The sequence below is a fragment of the Streptomyces sp. NPDC002838 genome (assembly GCF_040295365.1).
Classification (GTDB): Bacteria; Actinomycetota; Actinomycetes; order Streptomycetales; family Streptomycetaceae; genus Streptomyces.
In genome coordinates this window covers 1-24214 of record NZ_JBEOVF010000085.1, presented here as the reverse complement: position 1 = coordinate 24214, position 24214 = coordinate 1, and the positions used below count along the sequence as shown (strand labels likewise).

20 protein-coding genes and 2 pseudogenes are annotated in these 24214 nt (G+C 68.2%); 19 read left to right on the top strand and 3 right to left on the bottom strand.

Annotated elements, in window-relative coordinates:
- Positions 1 to 101 precede the first annotated feature (101 nt).
- The gene (locus ABT063_RS48520; RefSeq protein WP_351068020.1) at positions 102 to 821 is read left to right on the top strand and encodes a response regulator transcription factor; all 720 of its coding nucleotides are present in this window, start codon (positions 102 to 104) and stop codon (positions 819 to 821) included.
- Positions 818 to 2248, top strand: coding sequence for a sensor histidine kinase (locus ABT063_RS48515; protein WP_351068017.1), 1431 nt, complete (start codon positions 818 to 820; stop codon positions 2246 to 2248). The genes ABT063_RS48520 and ABT063_RS48515 overlap by 4 nt, the downstream gene beginning before the upstream one ends.
- A gap of 92 nt (positions 2249 to 2340) precedes the next feature.
- On the opposite strand, the gene ABT063_RS48510 is transcribed toward ABT063_RS48515, so the two are convergent.
- Positions 2341 to 3060 (bottom strand): GntR family transcriptional regulator, encoded by a 720-nt coding sequence (locus ABT063_RS48510; RefSeq protein WP_351068014.1) that lies wholly within the window; start codon positions 3058 to 3060, stop codon positions 2341 to 2343.
- Positions 3061 to 3237: 177 nt separating this feature from the next.
- On the opposite strand from ABT063_RS48510, the gene ABT063_RS48505 reads away from it, so the two are divergent.
- The 13 genes and pseudogenes from ABT063_RS48505 to ABT063_RS48445 form a co-directional block, all read left to right on the top strand.
- Positions 3238 to 4140 carry a LysR family transcriptional regulator gene (locus tag ABT063_RS48505; protein ID WP_351068012.1) on the top strand — a complete coding sequence of 301 codons (903 nt, stop codon included), beginning with the start codon at positions 3238 to 3240 and terminating at the stop codon, positions 4138 to 4140.
- 222 nt (positions 4141 to 4362) lie between these two features.
- The gene (locus ABT063_RS48500; RefSeq protein ID WP_351068011.1) at positions 4363 to 5532 is read left to right on the top strand and encodes a tartrate dehydrogenase; all 1170 of its coding nucleotides are present in this window, start codon (positions 4363 to 4365) and stop codon (positions 5530 to 5532) included.
- Positions 5529 to 7208 (top strand): hydantoinase B/oxoprolinase family protein, encoded by a 1680-nt coding sequence (locus ABT063_RS48495; protein WP_351068008.1) that lies wholly within the window; start codon positions 5529 to 5531, stop codon positions 7206 to 7208. Before ABT063_RS48500 ends, ABT063_RS48495 begins: the two co-directional genes overlap by 4 nt.
- Complete coding sequence (locus tag ABT063_RS48490; protein ID WP_351068005.1) at positions 7205 to 9274, top strand: hydantoinase/oxoprolinase family protein; 2070 nt, start codon at positions 7205 to 7207, stop codon at positions 9272 to 9274. Before ABT063_RS48495 ends, ABT063_RS48490 begins: the two co-directional genes overlap by 4 nt.
- 267 nt (positions 9275 to 9541) lie before the next feature.
- Positions 9542 to 10870 carry an MFS transporter gene (locus ABT063_RS48485; protein ID WP_351068003.1) on the top strand — a complete coding sequence of 443 codons (1329 nt, stop codon included), beginning with the start codon at positions 9542 to 9544 and terminating at the stop codon, positions 10868 to 10870.
- A gap of 8 nt (positions 10871 to 10878) precedes the next feature.
- Complete coding sequence (locus ABT063_RS48480) at positions 10879 to 11865, top strand: phosphoglycerate dehydrogenase (protein ID WP_351068000.1); 987 nt, start codon at positions 10879 to 10881, stop codon at positions 11863 to 11865.
- 44 nt (positions 11866 to 11909) lie between these two features.
- A complete protein-coding gene (locus ABT063_RS48475; protein WP_351067998.1) occupies positions 11910 to 13295 on the top strand; it encodes an acyclic terpene utilization AtuA family protein in 1386 nt (461 codons plus the stop codon).
- Positions 13288 to 13617 (top strand): DUF4387 domain-containing protein, encoded by a 330-nt coding sequence (locus tag ABT063_RS48470; RefSeq protein ID WP_351067997.1) that lies wholly within the window; start codon positions 13288 to 13290, stop codon positions 13615 to 13617. Before ABT063_RS48475 ends, ABT063_RS48470 begins: the two co-directional genes overlap by 8 nt.
- Before the next feature lie 283 nt (positions 13618 to 13900).
- On the top strand, positions 13901 to 14584 hold the full coding sequence (locus ABT063_RS48465; protein WP_351067995.1) for a LuxR C-terminal-related transcriptional regulator: 684 nt from the start codon (positions 13901 to 13903) through the stop codon (positions 14582 to 14584).
- A gap of 291 nt (positions 14585 to 14875) precedes the next feature.
- Positions 14876 to 15658: an alpha/beta hydrolase gene (locus tag ABT063_RS48460; RefSeq protein ID WP_351067993.1), complete on the top strand. Its 783-nt coding sequence runs from the start codon at positions 14876 to 14878 to the stop codon at positions 15656 to 15658.
- Between the two features lie 205 nt (positions 15659 to 15863).
- Positions 15864 to 16517 (top strand): NAD(P)H-binding protein, encoded by a 654-nt coding sequence (locus ABT063_RS48455; protein ID WP_351067991.1) that lies wholly within the window; start codon positions 15864 to 15866, stop codon positions 16515 to 16517.
- Between the two features lie 3 nt (positions 16518 to 16520).
- A pseudogene (locus ABT063_RS48450) lies at positions 16521 to 16806 on the top strand (IS256 family transposase); the annotation flags it as partial.
- 350 nt (positions 16807 to 17156) lie between these two features.
- Positions 17157 to 18170, top strand: a pseudogene (locus tag ABT063_RS48445) (hypothetical protein); the annotation flags it as partial.
- A gap of 278 nt (positions 18171 to 18448) precedes the next feature.
- Here the strand turns inward: ABT063_RS48445 and ABT063_RS48440 are convergent.
- Positions 18449 to 19210 (bottom strand): DeoR/GlpR family DNA-binding transcription regulator, encoded by a 762-nt coding sequence (locus ABT063_RS48440; protein WP_351067988.1) that lies wholly within the window; start codon positions 19208 to 19210, stop codon positions 18449 to 18451.
- 88 nt (positions 19211 to 19298) lie between these two features.
- Between ABT063_RS48440 and ABT063_RS48435 the strand changes: the two genes are divergently transcribed.
- Positions 19299 to 20486: an MFS transporter gene (locus ABT063_RS48435; protein WP_351067987.1), complete on the top strand. Its 1188-nt coding sequence runs from the start codon at positions 19299 to 19301 to the stop codon at positions 20484 to 20486.
- Between the two features lie 442 nt (positions 20487 to 20928).
- Here the strand turns inward: ABT063_RS48435 and ABT063_RS48430 are convergent, their stop codons facing one another.
- Positions 20929 to 21513, bottom strand: a complete 585-nt coding sequence (locus ABT063_RS48430) for a TetR/AcrR family transcriptional regulator (RefSeq protein WP_351067985.1) — start codon at positions 21511 to 21513, stop codon at positions 20929 to 20931.
- A 137-nt stretch (positions 21514 to 21650) separates the two neighbouring features.
- On the opposite strand from ABT063_RS48430, the gene ABT063_RS48425 reads away from it, so the two are divergent.
- The 3 genes from ABT063_RS48425 to ABT063_RS48415 all read left to right on the top strand — a co-directional run.
- Entirely contained in the window at positions 21651 to 22376 is a 726-nt protein-coding gene (locus ABT063_RS48425; RefSeq protein ID WP_351067982.1) for an SDR family oxidoreductase, read from the top strand.
- A gap of 69 nt (positions 22377 to 22445) precedes the next feature.
- The gene (locus ABT063_RS48420; protein WP_351067980.1) at positions 22446 to 23510 is read left to right on the top strand and encodes an aldo/keto reductase; all 1065 of its coding nucleotides are present in this window, start codon (positions 22446 to 22448) and stop codon (positions 23508 to 23510) included.
- A 269-nt stretch (positions 23511 to 23779) separates the two neighbouring features.
- The coding region (locus ABT063_RS48415) for an alpha/beta fold hydrolase (RefSeq protein ID WP_351067978.1) at positions 23780 to 24214 on the top strand (435 nt) is incomplete at its 3' end.

Sequence of the window (24214 nt, the reverse complement as noted above, 5' to 3'; positions counted from 1 at the left end):
TGAACAGCCAAGCCGATACCGGGACATACAGCGCTCCTGCCGCGCGGACGCAAGCAGTGGTAGGTGCCGGGCAACACACCCCTCCCGTTCAAGGAGCACGTATGGACACCGTCGACACAGCAGGCACCACGGACCGTGTGCTGGTGATCGATGACGACCCCGGTATACGGCGCCTGTTGATCTCGGCTCTCGGCTTCGCCGGCTTCGAGGTCGACGTGGCAGGTGATCTGACGGAAGCGCTGGAGCAGATCGGCCGTCAGCCTCCCGACGTCATCGTTCTCGACGTCATGCTCCCCAGTGCCGACGGATTCGAGATCCTCCAACTGCTCAGGTCCCGTGCGGTGGACGTGCCGGTCCTCTTCCTCACCGCCCGTGACGCTGTCGAGGACCGCGTACGGGGCCTGCGCCTGGGCGGGGACGACTATGTCACCAAGCCTTTCAGCGTCGTAGAGGTCGGCGCCCGGCTGCAGGCTCTTCTGCGCCGCGCGCGCAGCGGATCCTCCGCCTCCGAGGAAGCACCGCTGTGCTGCGCGGACCTGGTCATGGACGATCGCCGTCACGAGGTCCGTCGCGCAGGTCAGGCCGTCGAACTCTCACCCACCGAATACCGCCTCCTGCACTACCTTCTGAGTCACCAGGGGCAGGTCTTCTCCCGGGCCCAGATCCTGGAGGCTGTCTGGCAGTATGACTTCGGGGGAGACACCGTCGTCGTCGAGCGTTTCATCTCCAACCTCCGCCGCAAGATCGACCAGGGGCACACGCCGCTGCTGCACACCGTCCGAGGCGTCGGCTACACCCTCCGGGAACAGGCCCAGAAGTGAACCTCCGCAGCCGCGTCATCTGGTCCCGCTCCAGCGTCCGCCTGCGCCTGCTGGCCGGCCTTGCCGTCCTGCTCGTGTTCGGCCTTACGGCCAGCGCGGTCATCAGCGCCACCCTCCTGGAGGACTTCCTCGACAAGCGCTACGAGAGGACCCTCGAAGCCAGTGCCGACCGGCTTGCCGAGGTGATCAACCGAGGACCTCAGACGGCGGACGCTGACCAACTCGCCGCTTTTCTGGGGACACCGCTCGGGATCATCGTCGTCGACCCGGACGACACGGTGCTGGAGAGCACCGGCTCCGCCACCGCGGCAGCCGACGAACTCGTCGCCCTGTGCGCCACCGCACCGGCCGGCGCCCTCGTCACCTACGACGGGGACGAGGGCGGGCACGGCCTCGCGGCGGTCCGCATCCCCAGCCCCGGACTGACCATCGACCGTGGACGCGCCAAGGACCTCGTCCGGCCGGCCGCCCTCATCCTGACCATCGACACCTCCGTCGACGACAGCACCGTCGACTCCCTCATCAAGCGTCAACTCGCCCTAGTCGGAGTCGCCCTGCTGGTGCTGCTGGCACTCGCCGTCATCGTTCTGCGTCTTGGCATGCGGCCCCTGGCCCGCATGGCCCGCACCGCCGACGCCATCGCCGAGGGCCACCTCACGGAACGCCTGCCGGCCAGACGAAACGGCAGTGAAGTAGACCAGCTCGCCGAAGCCGTCAACCGGGCCTTCGACGCCCAGGCCCGAGCGGAGGCGACCGTGCGCTCCTTGGCAGCGGACACGTCCCACGAACTGCGCACCCCGCTCTCCACGATCTCCGGATGGCTCGACCTGCACCGCCAGGGCGGCGTCTCAGGGCCGGGCCTCGAAACAGCCCTTGAGCACATCGAGAACGAGGTCGGACGTATGCGTCTGCTCGTCGAAGACCTCGCTCTGCTGGCCCGCCTGGACGCCGGCCGGCCCGTCGAGCTGGACGACGTCGACCTCACCTTCCTGGCCGCCGGCGTCATTGAGGACGCCCAGATCATCTATCCGCAGCGCAGCATCACCCTGGCACCAGCACCGCCTGCTCCCATCACCGGTGACGCCAACCGCTTGCAACAGGTCCTGCGCAACCTCGTCGGCAACGCCGTCCAGCACACCCCCGCGCAGACCGCCGTATACGTGGAGATCACCCACCAGCGTGAGGAGGTCCAGCTGACCGTCATCGACAACGGCCCCGGCATCTCCGCGCAGGATCTGCCGCGGGTCTTCGAGCGATTCTGGCGTGCGGAGGCGAGCCGCAGCCGTGCTTACGGCGGCTCGGGTCTCGGCCTGGCCATCGTGGAAGCCATCGTTCACGCCCACCAGGGCCAGGTGCGCGTGCAGTCGGAAGTGGGAGTCGGCACCAAGGTCACCATCTGCCTTCCCCACAGGCGGCCCAGGAGCTGACGCGCTGTCTCTTTCGCTTCCGCCGGAGTTGCGCCCAGCTGCGCGACTGCCCAGGGATGCCGTCCCGCGTCGGCCGGTGTGGCTTCGCGCTCTCAGCCGGAGAAACGTGCCGCGAGGCGCGAGGTGTTGGAGTCCCGGCTGTGCGCGCGCATCAGCTCTTCCGCGCGGTCTCCGTCTCCTGCGGCGATGGCGTCGTAGATGGCGCGGTGCTGGCGGTAACGCTCCCGTACGGCGCTGCGCCGTTCACTGTTGACCTCGTCAAGAAGGCTGTCGCGCCGTTCATCCGCGCCGAAGGCGTCGACCATGTGCAGCATCTGTATCAGCGTGGAATTACCACTGGCTTGGTCGATCGCCGCATGGAACTGACGCATGCAGTCCAGCAGTTCCACGACCAACTCGCGCTCGCTCGGACCGTCCGTACTGGCTTCGTCGATCTGGCCGACCAGTTCGTCAGCCCTGTCGAGCAGCGCGCACATCGCTCGCCGCTGCGGCGCCGTCGACTTCTCCGCCGCGAGTCGCGCGGACAGTGCCCGCAGTGAGTCCTCGATCATGGTGAACTCACGGAGTTCGCTCTCCTCGAACTTGGCGATCCGCACGGAGCGGGGGCCGACCCTCTCGACCAGCCGGTCCTGTTCAAGGCGCCGCAGTGCTTCACGGACAGGGGTCGCGCTGATGTCCAGCGATTCGGCCAGCCCGCGCTCAGTCACTTTCTCGCCGCGCTGGAGAGAGCCTGAGGTGATCGCTTCGCGAATCGCCGCGTAGGCCTGGTCCCCCAGGGTCACGGGTGTCATGAGCTGCGGCAACTGTCCCATAGTGCGGATGCTATTTGCTGTAGCGTGTTGGGTCAACGGTCCTTGACCTGTACGAGACCCCTGTGGTCTCCCTACCTGCAGGGGGCACGGAGGCGAAGACTGCGTCTCGCTCTACGGCGCAGGCAACGTGTCCTTTCTCCCGCGGAAAGTCACGGCGGAACGGGGTACCGCATGAAGATGTCCATCGACGACCTGCAGTTCTTCCAGGTCGTCGCCGCCAGCGACACGCTCACGGCAGCGTCACACCAGCTCGGATGTTCACTGCCCGTTGTCAGCAAGCGGCTGAAGGCACTGGAGGAGCGCCTCGACGTCCGTCTCGCCCAGCGGGGCACACGCCGGCTGGTCCTGACCTCAGAGGGTGCCCTGTACGCGAGCAGGCTCGACTCGATCCTCGATCAGCTCCGCGAACTCGAAGACCTCGTCACCGACCGCTCCAGGGAACTGCGTGGTTCTCTGGTCGTCCAGGCGACCCTTGGCCTCGGCCGAGCGCATGTGGCCCCGCTGCTGGCGGAGTTCGCGGGGGCGCATCCCCAGCTGCAGGTGCAGCTGAACACGTCGGCGCTGCCTCTGCGACCACATCAACGCGGGTTCGACGTGGCCATTCACGTCGGCAGTCCGCCCGACTCCTCGCTGCGGATGCGTCGCCTGGCGGAGAACCGTCGCGTGCCCTGTGCCGCACCGTCGTACCTCGACCGGCGTGGCGTTCCGACGCGGGTGGAGGACCTCGCGCAGCACGACTGCATCGTGCTGCGCGAGAACGAGAGCGACTTCGCGCTCTGGCGGTTCGGTGATGTCAGTGATCCGCGCCATGTGCGGGTGCGCGGTTCGTTGTCGAGCAACGACGGCGACGTGGTGACCAACTGGGCTCTGGAGGGACGCGGCGTGATCATGCGTTCCGAATGGCATGTCGGCCCTCACATCGAACGTGGTGAGCTCGTTCGCGTGCTCCCTGACGTGCCGACACCGGCGGCAGACATCTATGCCCTGCTGGAGGATGACGGCCATGTCCCGCGCCGCGTGACCGAACTCATTGAGCATCTCGCGATCCGCTTGCCAGGCCGTCTGCGACGTTCCAGCTGACAAAGCCGCCTTGAGAGGTCCCGGTTTCTGGCCGGGCATGCCGAGCGGCTCGCTGTCTCTCGTGAGCGGCTTTCCCTGGCGGAAAACTCACCTTGCCCGCAGCGGGCTTGTAGCGGGTGCCGCCGGTCGCCAAGGTGGGCTCACACCGTGCGGTAGCTGAGGTGCCCTGGGCAGGGCGTTACCCCGAGCCGGTGTATCCATCACGGGCTGAGGAGTGGATTCGTGCCGAAGACTTATCGCATCGCGGCGATCCCGGGCGATGGGATCGGCCGCGAGGTCGTGCCCGAGGGCCTGAGGTCCCTGCGGGCCGCCGCCGAGGTCCACGGGTTCGACCTCGAGGTGACGGAGTTCGACTTCGCCAGTGCCGACTACTGGCTGGAGCACGGCACGATGCTGCCCGAGGACTGGCGGGACGTGCTCGGCGCCTTCGACGCGATCTTCTTCGGTGCGGTCGGCTGGCCCGAGGTGGTCCCGGACCACGTGTCGCTGTGGGGCAGTCTCCTGCAGCTGCGGCGAGGGTTCGACCAGTACGTCAATCTGCGTCCGGTCCGGCTGCTGCGCGGAGTGCGCAGCCCCCTGCGCGACTACGAGCCCGGCGACATCGACTTCTACGTCGTGCGCGAGAACACCGAGGGGGAGTACTCCAGCATCGGTGGCCGGATCTTCGAGGGCACCGACCGCGAGACGGTGATGCAGGAGACCGTGATGACACGGACCGGCGTCAACCGTGTGCTGCGCTACGCCTTCGATCTCGCTTCCACCCGCCCCCGTAAGCACCTGACCTGGGCGACGAAGAGCAACGGGATCTCGATCTCCATGCCGTACTGGGACGAGCGCGCCGCCGAGATGGCGGCGCGGTACCCCGAGGTGACCGCGGACAAGGATCACATCGACATCCTCACCGCCAAGTTCGTCCTGCAACCCGACCGTTACGACGTAGTCGTGGCCAGCAACCTCTTCGGCGACATCCTCTCGGACCTCGGACCCGCCTGCACCGGCACGATCGGCATCGCCCCGAGCGCCAACATCAACCCCGACCGCAGCTTTCCCAGCCTGTTCGAGCCGGTCCACGGGTCGGCCCCCGACATCGCCGGCCGCGGCATCGCCAACCCTGTCGGGCAGATCTGGAGCGGCGCGATGATGCTCACGCACCTCGGCGAACACGAGGCGGCCGCCCGCGTGGTGGCCGCGATCGAGAGTGTTCTCGACGCCCGGCCCGGCGTGCTCACTCCCGACCTCGGAGGCACGGGCACCACGGTGGACCTCGGGAAGGCCATCGCCGACCAGATCGCGGCGGACGTGCCCGCGGACAACGGTGGGGGAGCGGCCGCCGGCAGCCCGGCCGGTCACACGGCGGGTCACCCGGCCGAAGAGGAGAGCGCAGCATCATGATCAGGCCCGTCTCCGACCCGATCGGCCTCGAAGTGCGCTGGGACCGGCTCGCCGCCGCCACGGACGAGGCAGCCTCCACCATGCTCCGCACGGCTTTCTCGACGATCATCCGGGAGTCCAACGACTACACGGTCGTCCTGATGGACCGCGAGGGCCGCACGATGGCGGAGTCACGAGCCGGGATTCCGGCCTTCGCGGCCCTGATGAGCTCGCTGACCGCCCTGGTCCTCGAACGGTTCCCGGCCGAGGAGTGGCAGGACGGCGACTGCGTCATCACGAACGACCCCTGGATCGCCACGGGTCACCTGCCCGACATCGCCATGATCACCCCGGTGTTCCACCGCGGTCGGCTCGTCGCGTACGCGGGCACCGTGGCGCACTCTCCGGACATCGGCGGGACACCTTCCCTCAGCGCCACCGAGCTGATCTCCGAGGGCATCCTGATCCCTCCGCTGCGCCTGTTCCGCGCCGGCCGGGTCGACGAGGGAGTCAAACACCTGCTGTTGGCCAACGTGCGGCTGGCCGACCAGGTGTGGGGCGACCTCGAAGCCCAGGCCGCGGCCCACGCGGTGTGCCGCCGACGTGCTCAGGAGTTCCTCGCCGACTTCGACGAGCCGGACTTCGAGGAGTTCGCCGCCCAGGTCCACTCGGTGACCGACGCCGCGATGCGCGCGGCCGTACGGGAACTGCCCGACGGCGTCTACCGCTCCACCGTGGACGCGGACGGCGTCGAAGGACGTCCCACGCACATCGCGTGCGCCGTGACGGTGCGCGGTGACGAGGTCGGGATCGACTACACCGGCAGTTCGCCGCAGGTGCCGTTCTCGACCAACTCGACCCTGAACTACACGCGCGCCTACTCCATGTACCCGCTGAAGATCCTGCTGGACTCGTCGACGCGCACCAACTGGGGCTCCTATCTGGCCGTCCGGGTCACCGCACCGCCGGGCACGATCGTCAATCCCACGTTCCCCGCGCCCGTCGTGGCACGGCACCTGACCGGGCACCTCCTGTCGTGCGCGGTGTACCAGGCACTGGCACCCGTCCTGCCCGACCGCGTCATCGCCGACAGCGGGGGCGCGCCCGCTCTGCGGGTCCGCTTCGCCGGTGTCGACGACACCGGCCGGCCCTTCAGCCTGATGCTCTTCGCCAACGCCGGGATGGGCGCCTCCAAGGAGACGGACGGGCTCTCCACGACCGCCTTCCCGACCAACTCGGGCAGCGGCAGCATCGAGGCTCTCGAAGCCGCCTCCCCGCTGCGGTTCCTCCGTAAGGAACTGCGCGCAGGGTCCGGCGGACGGGGCCGCCGCCGTGGAGGCCTGGGCCAGGACATCGAGGTGCGCAACCCGACGAGCCGGCCGGTCCAGATGGTCCTGCTCGGCGACCGTGAGCAGCACCCGGCGCTCGGCCTGGCCGGCGGTGAGCCGGGTGCCACCGCCCAGACCGTCCTGGACTCCGGTGAACGCGTCCCGCTGAAGTCGGTCTCCCAGCTGCCTCCGGGTTCCTCGGTGGTGATCTCGTTCGCCGGCGGTGGTGGATTCGGCAAGCCCGAGGAACGTGAGCCGGAGTTCCTCGTCGCCGACGAGATCGCCGGCTACACCGTTCGGGGCCCGGAGCGAGGCCCCGTCACCGTCCGGCCGGCCCGCGCGGACGGACCTGAGGAGGTGGGGCGTTGAGCCGCACGGTTCGGATCGGCGTCGATGTCGGCGGGACCTTCACCGACCTGCTGCTGCACGACCCGCGTCGGGGGATGACCTGGCCGGGGAAGCTGCCCACCACCCCCCACGCCCCCAACGAGGCCATCACCGCCGGGATCGCCCGCCTGCTGGAGGAGACCTCCACGGCACCCGGCGACGTCGCGGGCATCGTGCACGGCACCACACTGGTGACGAACACCTTGCTCGAACGCACCGGAGCCGTCGTCGGTCTGCTGACCACCAGCGGGTTCAGTGACGTCCTGGAGATGGGACGGGAGACGAGGTTCGACACCACGGACCTGCTCGCCCGGCCCGCTCAGCTCCTGGTCCCGCGCCATCTGCGTCGCGGTGTCCCCGGCCGGATCGCCGCGGACGGCCGCGAGCTGGAACCGCTCGACGAGACAGCCGTCCGTACGGCCGTCGAGGACCTGGTCGGCCAGGGCGTCGAGGCACTGGCCGTGGCCCTGCTGCACTCCTACCGCAACGCCGAACACGAACACCGCGTGCGGGACTTGGTCACCCAGGTGTGCCCGGACCTGCCGGTCACGGTGTCCAGCGCCGTCGCCCCGGTCATCGGCGAGTACGAGCGGACGGGCACCGCCTGCCTGAACGCCTACGTCCAGCCCTTGATGTCCCGGTACCTCGACGACCTGCGCGCCGACTTGGCCGCCATGGGGATCGACGCGCCCCTTCGGATCATGCTCTCCGGCGGCGGTGTCACCACCCTCGAAGACGCCAAGGAGTTCCCCGTACGGCTGCTCGAATCGGGTCCCGCGGCCGGAGCCATCGCCGCGGCCGCCGCCGCTCGGACGCTGGGGGAGCGGGACGTCGTCTCGTTCGACATGGGCGGCACGACGGCGAAGATCGCCGTTGTCCAAGAGGGCCGGCCGCGGCTCAAGCACGACTTCGAGGCGGGTCGGGTCGACACGTTCAAGCCCGGCTCCGGGCTGCCGGTCCGCCTGACCGTCGTCGACATGATCGAGATCGGTTCGGGAGGAGGGTCGATCGCGGCGCCGGATGCGCTCGGACTGCTCAAAGTGGGTCCACGCAGCGCCGGTTCCGTTCCCGGACCCGTCGCCTACGGCCGGGGCGGCGAGCGCCCCACCGTCACGGACGCCGACCTGGTGCTCGGGTATCTCGACGCGGAGAGCTTCCTGGGCGGCGAGATGCGACTGCGGACGGCCGAGGTCCACAAGGCGTTGACCCGCGACGTGGCGGGCCCGCTGGGACTCGACCTCACCGACGCCGCCGCGGGCATCGTCGACGTGGTCACCGGGAGCATGGCCGCCGCTGCCCGCATGCACCTGTCCGAACAGGGCAAGGACCCTGCCGAGTTCGCGCTGCTGGCCTTCGGCGGTGCCGGACCCGCACACGCCTACGGGCTGGCGAAAGCGCTGAAGATGCCGCGGGTGATCGTGCCGATGCGGGCCGGGGTCATGGCCGCCTGCGGTCTGCTGGCGGCGGCCCCCACGGTTGACGAGGTACGGAGTCTGCCGTCGCCTCTTGCCGACGTCGACTGGGACCAGGTCGCGGCGCTGTACGACGAGATGCTCACCCGTGCGACCGGCACTCTCCAGCCGGAAGACCCGACCCTGGTGAGGATCCGCCGCTCGGCGGAGATGCGTTACCTCGGCCAGGGCTTCGCGATCGAGGTCGATCTGCCCGGGGGAGACCTGGGCCCGGCCGACGTCGGGCGTGTCCGGACCGCCTTCGAGGCCATGTACCGCACCGTGTTCGGCAGGTTCCTCGACGGGGCCGTGGAGGTCGTGAACTGGCGGCTCTCGATGCAACTCCCCGACCACGACATGGCTACGGAGGGCACGTACGCGCGAGGAGAGGAGGTGAGCCGCGGTGTCCGCTCGGTCCACTTCCCCGGACACGGGCTGCTCGAAGCCACTGTCTGGAACCGCTACGAGCTCACGCCCGGGACCGATCTGGCCGGCCCCGCCGTCTTCGAGGAACGCGAGGCGTCCTGCGCTTTCGGGCCGGAATGCCGGATCAGGGTCACCGACGACCTGACCCTCGTCGTCGAGGTCGGCCAGTGATTCGTCCGGGAGCCGTACCCAGCCGCCCGTCCGACCCGCTCGTGCCCGCGGAGGCGACGACGCGCCGCGGGAGGTGCGCGGGCTCCACCAGCCCCTGACCCTTGCTGACCCGGCCGCCGTGGGCTTCACCCACCTGAGCAGCCTGCTGAACAAGTGGCCTTTAGCCGTGCCGTGCCCAGGCGCGACGGCCCTCAACTCCCACACGCCCGCACCACGATTCTGATCCAGCAGCCGCCAGCATGATGGTGGCGTGAAGGGACGACCCTCATGACGACGATGTCGGCAGGGAAGCGCTCACGGACCCGGCGCATCACGTTCCTGGTCGCTCTCGCGGTCTTCGCACAGGAGTCGACCTGGAACTTCTACGAATCCCAGGTTCCCCCGCTGCTGCGGGAGCACCTCGGCAGCGCCGCTCTGGTCGGTGTGCTGATGGGCATGGACAACCTGCTGGGCATCTTCATCCAGCCGTGGATCGGGAACCGGTCGGACCGCACCAGGACGTCCTGGGGACGGCGCATGCCGTATCTGGTGGTCGGAATGCCGATCGCCGCCGCCCTGTTCGTCGTCATCCCGCACGCCGCGTCGTCGCTGCCGCTCCTGGTCGCGGTCATGTTCGCGTACGCGCTCGTGGCCAACACCTTCAAACCGATCGCCGAGGCACTCGTTCCGGACTTCATCGCGCCCGAGCGACGTAGCCGGGCCAACGCCGCGGTCAAGATCGCCTCGAGTCTGACGGCCATCGTCGCCGCGGTCATCAGTATCTTCCTGGTCGACAACCACGTGGGTCTCGCGTTCGCGATCCCCGCGATCATCATGGTCCTCTCCGTGGGGGTGCTCGCGGCCACCGTGCGCGACAACCGCTCCCCGGCCTACCGGGCCGCGGTGGCGGAAGGCCTCGAGCTGCGGTGTGTCGAGAGCAAGGAGCCGCGGGTCCGGGACACCTTCGTCGAGATCGTCAAGGACACCGACCGCAGCCGGCTCCTGCTCCTCGTGGCGATCTTCCTCTTCGGCAGCGCGTGGGCAGCGTCCCGGTCACTGATCACGCCGTACGGGATGGAAGCCCTCGACATGCCCCGGGGAGCCGCCGGCGGTCTCACCCTGCCCAGTGGAATCGCCTTCATCCTGGCGGCCTACCCGGCAGCGGTACTCGCCGAGCGCTATGGACGGCTTCGGGTCATGACAGTGGGCATGTCGGTCTTCGCCGCCGCCATGGTGCTGGGGACGCTCCTGCAGACATCGACCGGGGCCACCGTGGCCCTGTGCCTCGCGGCAGCCGGTGCGACCTGCTTCCTCGTCAACGCGGTGGTCGTCCTGTGGAACCTCGCCCCCTCGGCCCGGGTCTTCGGGACCTACGCCGGCATGTACACCGTCGGCTGGGCCGGCGGTGGCTTCCTGGGCCCCGCACTGGTGGGCGCGATGGTCGACGTCACCGGCTGGCCCCTGATGCTCCTCGACATCGCCGTCGTCGCCTCGCTGTCAATCGTCGTCGTCGCCAGGATCAGCGCCCTGCAGCGCCGAACCGCCCCACTCACCACCAAGTTGCGAACCGTTCCGCAGGCCCGACACGCGACGAGCGACGGGCGCAGCCAGAAATGAGAAAACACGTGTCCCGCATCCTGATCACCACCGACTACCTGAGTCCCGGCGACGAGGTCGATCAGTACCTCCGCGCGCAGGGCCACACGACGGTCCACGCGCCGCTGGTCGGCCGCCGCGACCCGGAGCACCTTGCAGCCGCCCTCGACGGGATCGACGCGGCGCTCGTCGCGAACGAGCCCTTGACCGCCGAGGTCCTGTCCCGTGCACGCCGTCTTCGCGTCATCGTGCGGACCGGCGTGGGCCACGACTCCATCGACATCGCCGCCGCGGGCAAGCTCGGCATCACGGTGAGCAATCTGCCGGGGGTCAACGCCAACGCCGTGGCCGAGTACACCATCGGCCTGCTGCTGGCCGCGGCACGAGGACTGGTGCACAGCGCGATGGGAGTCCAGGCCGGTGCCTGGCCGAGGCATGACGGTCGTGAACTGCGTGGAGCGACGCTCGGCCTGCTCGGATACGGGGCCGCCGCGCGTGCCGTCGTGCCGCTGGCGCAGGCATTCGGAATGCGGGTGCTCTGCACGACCGGTGTGCCGGAGAACCTGCGAACCGATCCGTCAGTGCGGTTCGTCGAGCTCCCCGAGCTCCTGGCCACGGCCGACTACCTCTCGGTGCACACCGCGCTCACGGAACGGACGCGAGATCTCCTGGGTGCCTCCGCCTTCCGCCGGATGAAACCGACAGCGGTCCTGGTCAACACCGCGCGGGGAGCGATCGTCGACGAGCGGGCCCTCGCCGATGCCGTGCGCGACGGACAGATCGCCGCGGCAGCCCTCGACGTGGTGAGCGACGAGCCGCTCCCCGCCGACAGCCCCTTGCGGAACGTGGACGGGATCGTCGTCTACTCCCATCTCGCAGGGCAGACCGCCGAAGCCCGGGCGGACACCGGCCGCAAGGGCGCGGAGGAGTTGGTGGCCGCCCTCGCCGGGCGCCCCCGGTTCCTCGTGAACGCCCACCTGCTGCCACAGACCCACACCGGCGAGAGAACCGGATGACACCCGCCCGTCGGCTGCCCCACACCGATCAGGAAGAGGAAAACATGCACAACGAACCGGACGACTCCATCAAGGTCCTGGCACCAACCGGCATGCTGGGAGCGGGATTTCCCGAGGCCACGATCGACCGAGGTCTGGAACTCGGTGCCGACGTGATCTCCGTCGACGGTGGGAGCACCGACTCCGGCCCCTACTACCTCGGCTCGTCACAGCCCAAGACCGCGCGCGCAGCCGTCGCCCGCGACCTGCGGGTACTGCTGAGGGCCGCGGCACGTGCCGACATCCCGCTGATCGTGGGTTCGTGCGGCACCAGCGGCACCGACGACGGTGTCGACTGGGTCGCGGGCATCGTCACCGAGATCCTGGCGGACGAGGGACTGGATCTGCGGGTCGCCCGGATCTACAGCGAGCAGGACGCCGACGCACTCAAGGAGCGTCTGGAGTCCGGCCACATTCACGCACTGCCTCCCCTGGGGGAGTTGCAGCCCGAGACGCTCGACAGCTGCACGCACATCGTGGGCATGATGGGACACGAGCCGATCGTCGCCGCGCTCGAGGCCGGGGCCCAGGTCGTACTGGCAGGCCGCGCCACCGACACGGCCGTCGCGGCCGCCTACCCCCTCATGAAGGGGATGCCGACCGGACCGACGTGGCACGCCTCCAAGATCGTCGAATGCGGCGGACAGTGCACCAGCAACCCACGTTCCGGTGGGGTGCTGGCCACCATCGACGCCGGCGGCTTCACCATCGAGCCGCTCGACCCGGCCGCGTCCTGCACACCGATCCTGGTCGCCGCCCACATGCTCTACGAGACCGCGAACCCCTTCCAGATGCGTGAGCCGGACGGCACCCTGGACGTCCGGGCAGCCACCTACACGGCCCTCGACGACCGCACGGTGCGCGTCGAGGGCTCGCGGTTCCACGTCGCCGACCAGCACACCGTCAAGCTGGAGGGCGCGAGGATCACCGGCTACGAGACGATGTCGTTCACCGCCATCCGGGACCCTCACATCCTCGCGAACATCGAGGACTGGGCCGACCTCCTGCGTGTGATGGTCAGCCAGCGGGTGGAGCAGACACTCGGCCTCGGCGAGGACAAGTACGCCTTCGACGTACGCCTTTACGGCTACAACGCGGTCTTGAAGGACCGCGACCCGGCCCAGGGCCCACCCCGTGAGGTGGGAGTCATGCTGCTGGTCAATGCGCCGGACCAGGAGACGGCCACAGCCGTGGCGAAGGTCGCCAACCCGTTGATGCTGCATCTGCCGACAGCCGACATGGACTACCTGCCCAGCCTCGCCTTCGCCACGTCCCCGGCCGAGGTCGAGCGCGGGCCCGCGTACGAGTTCGTACTCCATCACGTCGTCGACAGCGTCACTCCCACCGACATGTTCCGCATCGAGATCGAGGAGACCGTGCACCATGGCTGATTCGGACCCCACCACCCTCGGCGATCTGGCATTCGAGGTCCGGTCCAAGAACGCCGGGCCGTTCTGGGTCACCATGGAGTTGTTCATGCGCGACGCGGCCGGATACGGCATCGCGGCCGACGAGTCGTTCCTCAACGAGCGCACGGTCGCCGGGCTCTACGGAGTCGACGAGAGCGAGGTTCAGATGTTCCGTATCCCGTCGCTGAACGTCGTCAAGATCTCTTTCCCGCGTCCCGTCAGCCAGGCTTCGCTCCGTGACCGTGACATCCACTCCGGGCAACAGCATGTGCCGCTGGCCATGCTGCCCGTACCTGCGACCTGACAGCCGGCGACCCCTCGAAACTGCTGAGGCCCGCTGTTCGTCCGCCGTCGGTGTCCTTGCGCGGGCTCCGGCGGCGTACTGGTCAGCGCCGCTGCCGGTGATCCAGGAGGACCGTCAAGAACCCATCAGGTTCAGCGGGGGGCACCCGTCAAGCGCGCCGAGAACAATCAGAGCCTCAAGCCACCGTTGACCTCAGTTGTGCCGCCGCGATGGAGACGGAACCCCATGACATGTGGGCCGGTCCACCCGACGACCGCTGTCGTCCGATGAAGAGAGGCCACACATGCATACGGTGATTCTCGCCGGCGGCCCGACGCTCGTACGCGCAGCCGTGACGCAAGTCGTCGAGCGAAGCGGTGTCTTGACGGTGGTCGGGCAGGCTGCCGAGGGCGCTCAGCTCCGAGATTTGCTCAAGGCTGATGCGGGACCAGATGTCATTCTCCTCCACCGGGCCATCCGACTTCAGGGCATCTCCGAATTCTCGGAACTCGTCTCCGCCGCCTCTGCAGTCGCCCGCACCCTCGTCTTCGGCGCCCTCGATGCTCAGGAAGCGGACGTCTGTTTGAGGGCGGGTGCCACGGGGGTTCTTGCTCCCGACATCACAGCCGCACAACTCACCGGAGCGATGGAGACGGTGCTGCGCGGCGGTCTCGTCGTGGTCCTCCAAACCGCTCCCGCCGTCACGGTGAACGCGCGACGAATCGTCAGCTCCAGAGCGGTTCCGCTGTTGTCCAGGCGAGAGCGTGAGATCCTCACCCTGCTGGCGAGCGGCCATGAAGGCTCCGCCGTCGCAGATGTCTTGAGTCTCAGTCCTCTGACGGTGAAGACGCACATAGCCAACATGCTGACGAAGCTCGGCGTCCGTCACCGCGGTCAACTCATCACTTTCGCTTACGAGAACGGGATTGTCGTGCCAGGTGTGACGCCGGTGGATCCCTTCGTCGACCAATTGGCAGGGGCGTCCTGAGGACGCGCGAGACCGGAGGCAGGGTCCCGCTCCTGGTACCCGGCATCGACTGAGTGAAAGGACTGTGGACTGGACGCGAAAGACCGTATAGACCCGCAGGTCCGGGCCCGCCTCGACCAGTACCTCAGCCTTGTCGGTCCTCAGGGGCTGAGTGGCATCGACAGCATCACGGCCCGACGCCGGAAACAGGCGGAACTCGCCGCCCTCCGCCCGAGGGCTGCCGCACACCACGACGTCGATGTCCGTGACTTCTCCATCCGGTCCGATACGTCCCCGCATACGGCCGTTCAGGTGCGGGTCTATCGTCCGGCAGGGAGCACCGTGTCCGCACCGTGCATCTGCTACGTCCACGGTGGCGGGATGGTCACCGGAAGCGTCGACGGCGACGACGCGAAAGCGGCCGAGCTGGCCCGGGCAACCAACTGCGTCGTTGCCTCGGTCGAATACCGTCTCGCTCCCGAGAACCCGTACCCCGCTGCGATCGACGACTGCTTCGCGGCTCTCTCCTGGATCGCTGAAGGCCGGCATGAGTTGCGCATCGACCCGCGCCGTATCGCTCTCTACGGACCGAGTGCAGGCGGCTGCCTGGCGACGGCCACCACACTGCTCGCGCGTGACCGCGGCGGACCCGAGATCGCCTGCCTGATGCTGGTCTCTCCCATGCTGGACGACCGCGCATCGACGCCCTCCAGCTTCGCCAACACCGGATTCGGTGCATGGAGTCGCGAGGCGAACCTCCAGGCATGGGAGGCGTACTTGGGCGAGGACTTCGGAACCGACCGGGTGTCGCCCTACGCGGCGCCGGCGCGCGCCGACGATCTGACGAGGTTGCCGCCGACGTACGTCGACGTCGGTGACCTGGATCTGTTCCGCGATGAGGCGATGGACTTCGCTCAACGCCTCATGCGGGCCGGAGTGCCGGTCGAACTCTACGTCTATCCCGGTGGCATTCACGGCGGTGAGAATCTTGCTCCCTCGGCCGATCTGACGGTGCGAGTCCGTTCACGTCGTCACAGCGCACTGCGCAGGGCTCTGCGTGTCCCCTCGCCCGCTGCGGAACATACCGGTCCGTGAGCGCGGCTGTGCGGACCAGCCTCGTACGCAACGATTCACCCGGGGGCGACGGCTCGAGCTTTGCGGTGGCCGGCGTGCCATCGGGAGAACGGGACCGATGGCCTCTGCACGCTTGGAATACCCGTACGAGCGAGGCCGTTGATCGCTCAGGCATCGCTCTGACGACGGAGCCGAAGAGTCACATCGAGAGAACGGAGCATCCAAGGTGGACGTCTTCATCATCGGCGTCACCGGCGGTATCGGAGGTCTGCTTGCGCAGAAACTGCGCTCGCGGGGAGACGCCGTCCACGGGCTCGTACGCCGAGAAGACCAGCAGGCTGAACTGGCAACGCGAGGAGTGAACGCACGCGTCGGCGATCTCTCCAGCATGACGGTGGAACAGCTCGCGGCAGCATTCGGTGACGTCGACGTGATCGTCTTCAGCGCCGGATCGAACGGCGGCAGCACGGAGGTCACGGCGGCCATCGACGGCGATGGGGTCGTCAGAGCGATCAAGGCGGCACGCCTCGCCGGTGTGGAGCGCTTCGTGCTGGTGTCGGTGCTTCCGGAATCATGGCGGGAACGCAACCTCGGCGAGGAGGTCGAGTACTACTTCGCCGTGAAGAAGCAGGCAGACGTCGCGCTCAGCCGCAGCGATCTGAACTGGCTGATCCTGCGTCCCTCACTCCTCCTAGACGGTCCGGGAACCGGCACCGTGTCCCTCGGGCCGGCAGAGCTCCACGGCCAGATCGCTCGCGACGACGTGGCCGCCACCCTCGCTGAACTGCTTCACGAGCCCAGGATCGGTCGGCAGATCCTGGAACTCAACACGGGGTCGACACCCATCGAAGAGGCGGTCCGAGCGAACGTGCGCTCTTGACTTATCTTCCGCGAGGGCGCCCGCCGGATGCCGGCCGCAGCCTTGGATGCCGAAGTCAACCATCACATAGCCGAGTCGGCGGCCGAGACCGACGAGCGGGGCCGGCGTCTGGTGGTCCGCAACGGCCACCACCGACCGCGGATTGTGGCCATGGCGGCCGGGCCGGTCGAGGTCACCGTGGTCAGGGTGAAGGACCGCCGCGTCGATGAGTCCGCTGGCGAGCGCAAGCGGTTCTCGTCCAACGTCCTGCCGCCGCAAGTCGCCGAAGGCCTCGGAGGCGCTGCCGCTGCCTGGTCCTGCTTGGCGGCCGCTTCGACGGCACGAAGGAGCGCGCTGCGCTTGCGGAAGGGCTGTGTGAGTCGGCCGAGCCGTGGGTGGACCTGCTGCGCGACTGCCGCCGTCGTCAGCGAAGTCCTCGCCGACCCGGACCAGACGATGGCCCAGTCCGCCGTCCTGCGGCACCTGGACCGCCGAGCCAACCGATCTCCACCGCGGACCTGCTTACGAGCTTGGGCCGAGACGATGACCCGAGCCACGACGCGTACCCGTTCCTGACCCGGCGCCTGCGCGAGTTGTCCCTCTTCCGGGCTGTCACGCCAGGGCTGCCCCGGCAGCCGGACGCCTTGCTCGACTCGCGTTGACTCGTTTGGCCGACCTGACCGTACCTTTCTGCATGGCCAGTCATGGGGTGGCAATGTCGCCGCCAAGGTTGCCGAAACCTATGGCAGGCAGCGTAGTGACTACGATGGGGTGCTACTGACCAACGGGTTCTTGGCCGGAGGCTCGCGCGGCTACAACACCCGCTTGGACCTGCGGATGGTGTACCAGTACTACTGCCGCAACCTTCCCCGTCCTACCGAGCCGCAGTATCCGCTGTGGCAAGGGCTGCCTGCGAAGTCCACCATGACACCTGACGAAGTCCAAAACCGTCTGCAGGAATGCACCGGCATCGATTCCGACCCAGCGGCTCGGACCCCGCGACAGCAGCACGCTCTGGACAACATCCTGGCCGTCACCCGCATCCCGGAACGCTCACTGGCAACGAACATGCAGTACGCGACCTTCCTGCTCCGGACATTGTGGCCAACCGGCTCGGCGGCAGGTACCCGTTCGGCAACCGGGGGGTGTGGTACGAGGGTTCACACGACGACAAGGCACTGAACGCAGGTGTAGCGCGCTTCTCGGCCGACGCCACGGCACGCCGCGACCTCTCCTACGACAGTGACCTCACCGGCCAGATCACCATTCCTGTCCTCACCCTGCATGCAATCGAGGACCCGCAGGTCTTCGTCGAGCACGAGGCGGCCTATCACGCCAATGTTCGGATCGCCGGCCGGGAGCGAAACCTCGTTCAGACCTTCACGAGGGAGAAAAGCACAGCGAACTGAGCAATGCCGAGTACGCCAACTCCATCCACGCGCTTGGTACTTGGTCGCGCACTGGCCAGGTGCCCTCTCCCGGCTCGATCGCGCGTTCCTGCAGTGACTTCGACAACCCACTTACGGCAGCGGCTGCTTCTATGACGCCGATTTCCGTCCCGCGCCGTTCGCCGCCCAGGTCTACCCGCGGCCCGGCGGCCTGCGGTGGCCGGCCATGTCCGCCGTGCAGGAGCGCGTATGGAGCCGGATCGACGGGGTGGGCATCGCCTTCTGAAGAGGCGCCGCTGAGGGGGCTTTGTCGGTGCGGTGGCATCCGGTCGTGCTCGCGCGTGCCGCGGCCGAGGTAACCACCTGGACCGAAACCGCGACGGCCGTAGGCGCAAACAAGTCGGAAGCCTTGGGGAAGGCGTCCGGCGGAAGGCCCGATGTCACGCCGGGGAGCATTCCTGTCCGGATCGCGCACGACGCGAGGCCATCGAGCCGGCTGCCCAGAGAGGCCTGGACGATGCGTGAAGTCGCGGCGTTCGGTGTGGCGAAGGCGTACAGGACGGGTCAGACGATCCTGAGAGTGGTGCCGTTGTTCTCGAGCGCGGTGGTCTCGTCGGCGGGTGCAGTGGTGTCGGTGACAAGGGTGTGCACCAGGGTGGAGGGCCCGACGTAGGCGTGGGTGGTGCGGCCGAGTTTGCTGCCGTCGGCGGCGGCGATGATATGGCGCGCTGAGGAGATGACCGCCTTTTTCACCGCTGCCTCGTCGAGGTCGTAGGCAGTCATGCCGTCGCCGGCGGTCAAGCCGCAGCAGCCCAGGACGGCGGTGTCGAAGCGCAGCGCCGACAGGGAGGCGAGGGTGAGGGGTCCGGTGAGGGCTCCCTCGCCGGCGCGGGGCCGGCCCCCGGGGACCAGGAGTGAGGTCGGTTCGGGGGCGTCACTGAGGATGTGTATCGCTTGTAGTGAAAGGGGCATCACGGTGACCTGCCGTCCGTGCAGCAGGCGTGCGACTTCCAAACAGGTCGTGCCGCTGTCGAGCAGGACGGTTTCGCCGTCGGTGATGAGTGAGGCCACCTCCGCCGCGATCCGGCGCTTGGCATCGATGGCTTCGTGGGCGCGCAGCGCGAAGGGAGGTTCGTCTCCTCGCAGGAGGAGGGTTCGCGCGCCGCCGCGGAACCGTTCGAGGACGCCTTGCGAGGCCAAGTGGTCCAGATCGCGACGGATGGTCATCTCCGAGGAGCCCGCCAGGTGCGCGAGTTGGGTGACTGTGGCCGTTCCCGCCTCCTGGACGGCCTGGATGATCAGTCGGTGACGTTCCACAGTGCTCATACCGTGATTCAACACCACCCGTTTCGAACATCTTCAATGGTTGAGATATCGAGTTTCGAACAGGGAAGTTGTTCGTTATGGTGTCCGCATGGAAAGAGCCCTGCGCGCATCTCGCGTCGTGACATTTGTCTATTTCGTACTCAATGGCATGTTGCTGGGTATGTGGGTCGTGCAGATTCCGGCCATCGAGGAACGCGTGGGCATCAGCCATGCGGCCCTGGGCGGGTTCCTTGTGCTGTTGGGGGCCGGGGCCTTCGCCGGCATGCAGGTCGGCGGGCGGCTGTCCGACCGGGTCGGTACACGCACCGTCGTTCCCGTGGCCGGAGTGCTGTGCAGCGCGACCCTGGTACTGCCCGGTCTTGCCCAAGAACCGTGGGCCCTCGGAGCAGCCCTACTGCTCTTCGGATTCGGGAACGGCACCCTCGACGTCAGCATGAACGCGCATGCGGTGCAGGTGGAGAGGGCGTACGAGCGGCCTGTCATGTCGGCCTTCCACGCCACGTTCTCCGTCGGCGGTGTCCTGGCAGCGCTCGCCGGTGCCGCGGCCATCGGCATCGGCTGGGACCCGGCCACGACATTGGGTACCGCCGCAGGCGTCGGCGTCATCATCGCTCTGGTGTCAGCTCGTGATCTTCTGCCCACCGGGTCGACCGCCCCCGTACCCGATGCGGAGGGTGAGCCTGAGGTGAAGAAGCGCGCCGTTCCCGCCCGGATCTGGCTCCTGGCCGTCCTGGCTCTGCTGGTCATGCTGTGTGAGGGAGCCGCCAACGACTGGAGCGTCCTGCACCTCAAGACCGTCTTGGACGCGCCGGAGAGCACCGCCGCTTTCGCCTATGGGACCTACGCGGCCACCATGACCATCGGCAGGCTCCTGGCGGACCGGATATCCGCGCGGTTCGGGCCGGTCGCCGTCCTGAGGTACGGCGCGGCCCTGGCCGCCGTCGGCATCACGGTCGTGGCCCTCTCGCCGTGGATCTGGGCGGCGCTGACCGGCTGGGCGCTGTTCGGGCTGGGCCTGTCCGGCTGCATCCCGCAACTGTTCAGCGCCGCCGGACACGCCGACCCCACAGCCGCGGGCACCAACGTCTCCCGAGTCGCCGGACTCGGATACATCGGCATGCTCGCGGGCCCCGCCGTCATCGGCTGGATGACCCATCTCATGGCCCTCAATCACACCTTCCTGCTGCTCACCCTGTTCTGCGCGACCGCCGCCGTTGCGGCCGGCATCCTGCGCCCCTCTCCAGACCGGCCGCGCACCGTCGAGCTGACCTCCTGACCGCCTGCGGGCGCGGCCTGACCATGCGCCGCGCATTCGGCGAAGGTGGGAGCGGCTTTGGAGCCCGAGTGGCCGGGTACTTGCGCGGACGACGGCCTTTGTGCCGAGCAGCCGTAGGCGAGTAGGTCCTTCACGGCTCGCAGTCCGCCTCGGGGTCGCAGTCCCTGGGCGGCCGCGGCCGGACCGTGCCGCCGATGGAACGCGGCCCTTCGGAAGTAGGCCGAAGCCAGCGGCCGTAGGGCAGCGCGTCACCGAGGACTTCTCGGTCACCAGATTCGGCTACACCACGTATGCCGACCCCGCCATCACCTCCATGCACAGCCCGGGGTTCGAACACGGCGTTCTGGTGTGGAAGTTCTTCCATACGCTGGACGCTGCATCAGCCAAGTACACTCACGAACACGCCCCTGACCAGCAGAAATAGTGAACTGCAACTGGAGTACTAGGCACGCCCTCGATCTTCCTGGCGCGGCTTCAGCCCGTCGACGACCACGGTGAGCATGCGGTCGAGTTGGTCGCGCTGCTCGGGCGCGCCGGCCACGGAGAGCACGCCGGTGAGGATCCCGCCGACGTCGACCGGGTCGATGTCGCTGCGCAGTTCTCCTGCTTCAGCGCCGGCCTGGAGCACCATTCCCAGGGTTTGCTGGATCTCATCGCAGACGGGTCCGGTGCCGAAGCGTCCGGAAGCGCTCATGGCGACCAGGGCTTCGCAGATGCCGCGCCGTTCCGCCGCCCACTCGGCGAAGCGACGCATCCAGGAGTGGAGAGCTTGCGCGGGCCGCCCGGTGGCCAGGAGATCTCGCGCGTCATCGCGCAGAGGACGGATCTGGTCGCGGTAGACCTCTTCGACCAGGTCCTCTCGGGTGGGGAAGTGCCGGTAGAGGGTGGCACTTCCCACGCCCGCGCGTTTGGCGATCGCGTCCAGCGAAATCGCCCGTCCGGAGGCGAAAGCCTCAGCGGCCGTGGCGATCAGGTGCTCGCGGTTGCGCTGGGCATCGGCGCGCAGGGTGCTGCGTGGAGGTGTCATGGCCTTCGCGATCGGAAGTGTCGGGTCTGGTGCGGAGACGAATCGGGGAGGTCCCCGTTTCAGTGTACGGTGACACAAGCGGGGACCTCCCCGTTTGATGTGGCGTCCCACTCTGCCCGTTCGACGAAAGGCCCACCATGCCCACAGCACTCATCACCGGCGGCACGACCGGAATCGGCAGAGCGACCGCCGAACTGCTGTACGCCCGCGGCTACCAGGTCGCCGTCACCGGACAGAACCCCGAGTCCCTCGCGCGAGCACGACTCGAGCTTCCCGACGACGTACTCGTCGTCCGATCCGACGCACGCGTTCTGTCCGACACCGACGCCCTCATGACAAGGGTGTCCGAACGTTTCGGGTCTCTCGACCTGCTGTTCCTCAACGCCGGGGTCTTCCGCCCCGCACCGATTGCCGATGTGACAGAGGAGTCGTTCGACAAGCACGTCGACGTCAACTTCAAGGGTCAGTACTTCACCCTCCAGAAGGCCCTACCACTGATGAACGACGGCGGATCGATCGTCATCACCGTGGGCTTCGCAACCCATAGGGGCAGCCCTGGCGCCACGGTGGGGGCAGCCACGCGCGGTGCCCTGCTGGCCATGCTGCCCTCACTCGCGCTTGAGCTGGCTCCGCGCAGGATCCGCGTCAACACCGTGAGTCCCGGCGCGACCGAGACCCCGCTGCTCGACAAGCTGGGGATACCCCAGAGCGGCCGGGACGCCATGCGCACGAAGATCCCGTTCGAGCGCTTCGGGACCAGCCAGGAGGTCGCGGAAGTCGTCGCCTTCCTCGCCTCGGACGCCGCCGGCTACGTCACCGGCCAGGACGTCGCCGTGGCCGGCGGCTACGGGCTCGGCGCCTGAAACTCAGGCACGCCGACCACCGGCCCGCATCCCTCGAACCTCAGAAACCCACCACTACAGGAGAACACGATGCCACTCACTCTCGACGCCTACCGGCAACTGGGACGTTCCGGCCTACGGGTCTCGCCGCTCGCGCTCGGGGCGGCCACCTTCGGCAACGAATGGGGCTGGGGCGCGGAGCAGGACGAGGCGCGGAGGTTGTTCGACCTCTACGTCGAGCGCGGCGGGAACTTCATCGACACGGCGGTCACCTACACCAACGGCACGTCGGAGCGCATGCTCGGTGAGTTCGCCCGGGACAGGCGAGACAGCTTGGTCCTGGCCACGAAGTACACGACCCTGCGGCGGCCTGACGACCCCAACTCCGGTGGCGCGAGCCGGAAGAGCCTCTTCGGGGCGGTCGAAACCAGCCTGCGACAGTTGAACACCGATTACATCGACCTGCTCTACCTGCACGTGTGGGATCCCACCACACCCGTGGAGGAGATACTGCGCGGTCTGGACGACCTGGTCCGGCAGGGCAAAGTCCTCTACGTGGCCATCTCCAACACCCCGGCCTGGCAGATCTCACGCATGCAGACGATGGCCGACCTGCGCGGCTGGTCACCGCTGGTGGCACTGCAGCTGGAGTACAACCTGGTGGAGCGTACCGGGGAGCGTGACCTCATCCCGATGGCGCAGGAGCTGGGGCTGGCAACAGTTCTGTGGTCACCGCTGGCGGGAGGGGTGCTCACCGGCAAGTACAGCCGCCAGGACCTGACCGCGTCGCCGTCCGGCCAGAGCGAGAGCACCCGCAAGAGTTTCAACCTGGCCCTCGGCGGGGTGACCGAGCGCAACCTCGCCATCGTGGACGTGGTCAAGGAGATCGCTGACGAGCTGGGCCGCACACCGGCCCAGGTGGGGCTCGCCTGGACCCTGCACAACCCGGGGGTGACTGCGCCGGTCATCGGGGCTCGAACCGCCGAGCAACTGCGGGAAAACCTCGGAGCTCTGGAAGTCGACCTCACCCCGTCCCAGATGGCGCGTCTGGACGAGGTCAGCGCGATCGACCTCGGATTCCCCCACGCCATGCTCGCGAGCGACCACATCCGCATCCAGACCCGCGGCGACCTGAAGATCCAGGCCCGCCGCTGACGATCGAGCAAAGCGCCAGGGAGCGGCGATACCGCTGCCACTGGCCGGCGCGCGTCCCCTGCACGCCGACCAGACCAGACCGACGCGAGGGCAGCTCGTTGTCGCCGCCTGGGCGGCTGGTGACAGAAAGGATGCCGAATGAGCGCATGTGACAAGCCGTGTGCCTCACCGGTGACAACCAGACTGCTTCGACCGGTCTCAATCACCAGCTCAACCGGCTCTGCGGTGAAAACTACCGCGCTTCGGCTCAGCATGAGAGCGAGAAGGTCATGACGAACAAGAGCACTCGGCGTTTGATCCTCACTGGCGGTGCCCTGTTGGCGGCCGTCGCGAGCGGAACAGCTCTGACATTCGCCTCCAGCGGAGCGGCCGGTGCGGCCGGCGGAGCACCGCGCCTCGACTCCAGGACGACCACCGCGCAGCCTTCGAGTGGCGGCAGGGCCACGATCGTTCTGGTGCACGGCGCCTTCGCCGATTCCTCCAGTTGGAACGACGTCGTCGCCCCACTGAAGCAGGCCGGCTACCCGGTCGTCGCCGCCGCCAACCCGCTGCGCGGGCTGCACCAGGACGCAGCCTCCGTGCGCAGTGTCCTCGACAGCATCGACGGCCCCATCGTCCTGGCCGGCCACTCCTACGGTGGCAGCGTCATCAGCGAGGCCGCCGCCGACCACCCCCAGGTCAAGGCCTTGGTGTACATTGCCGCG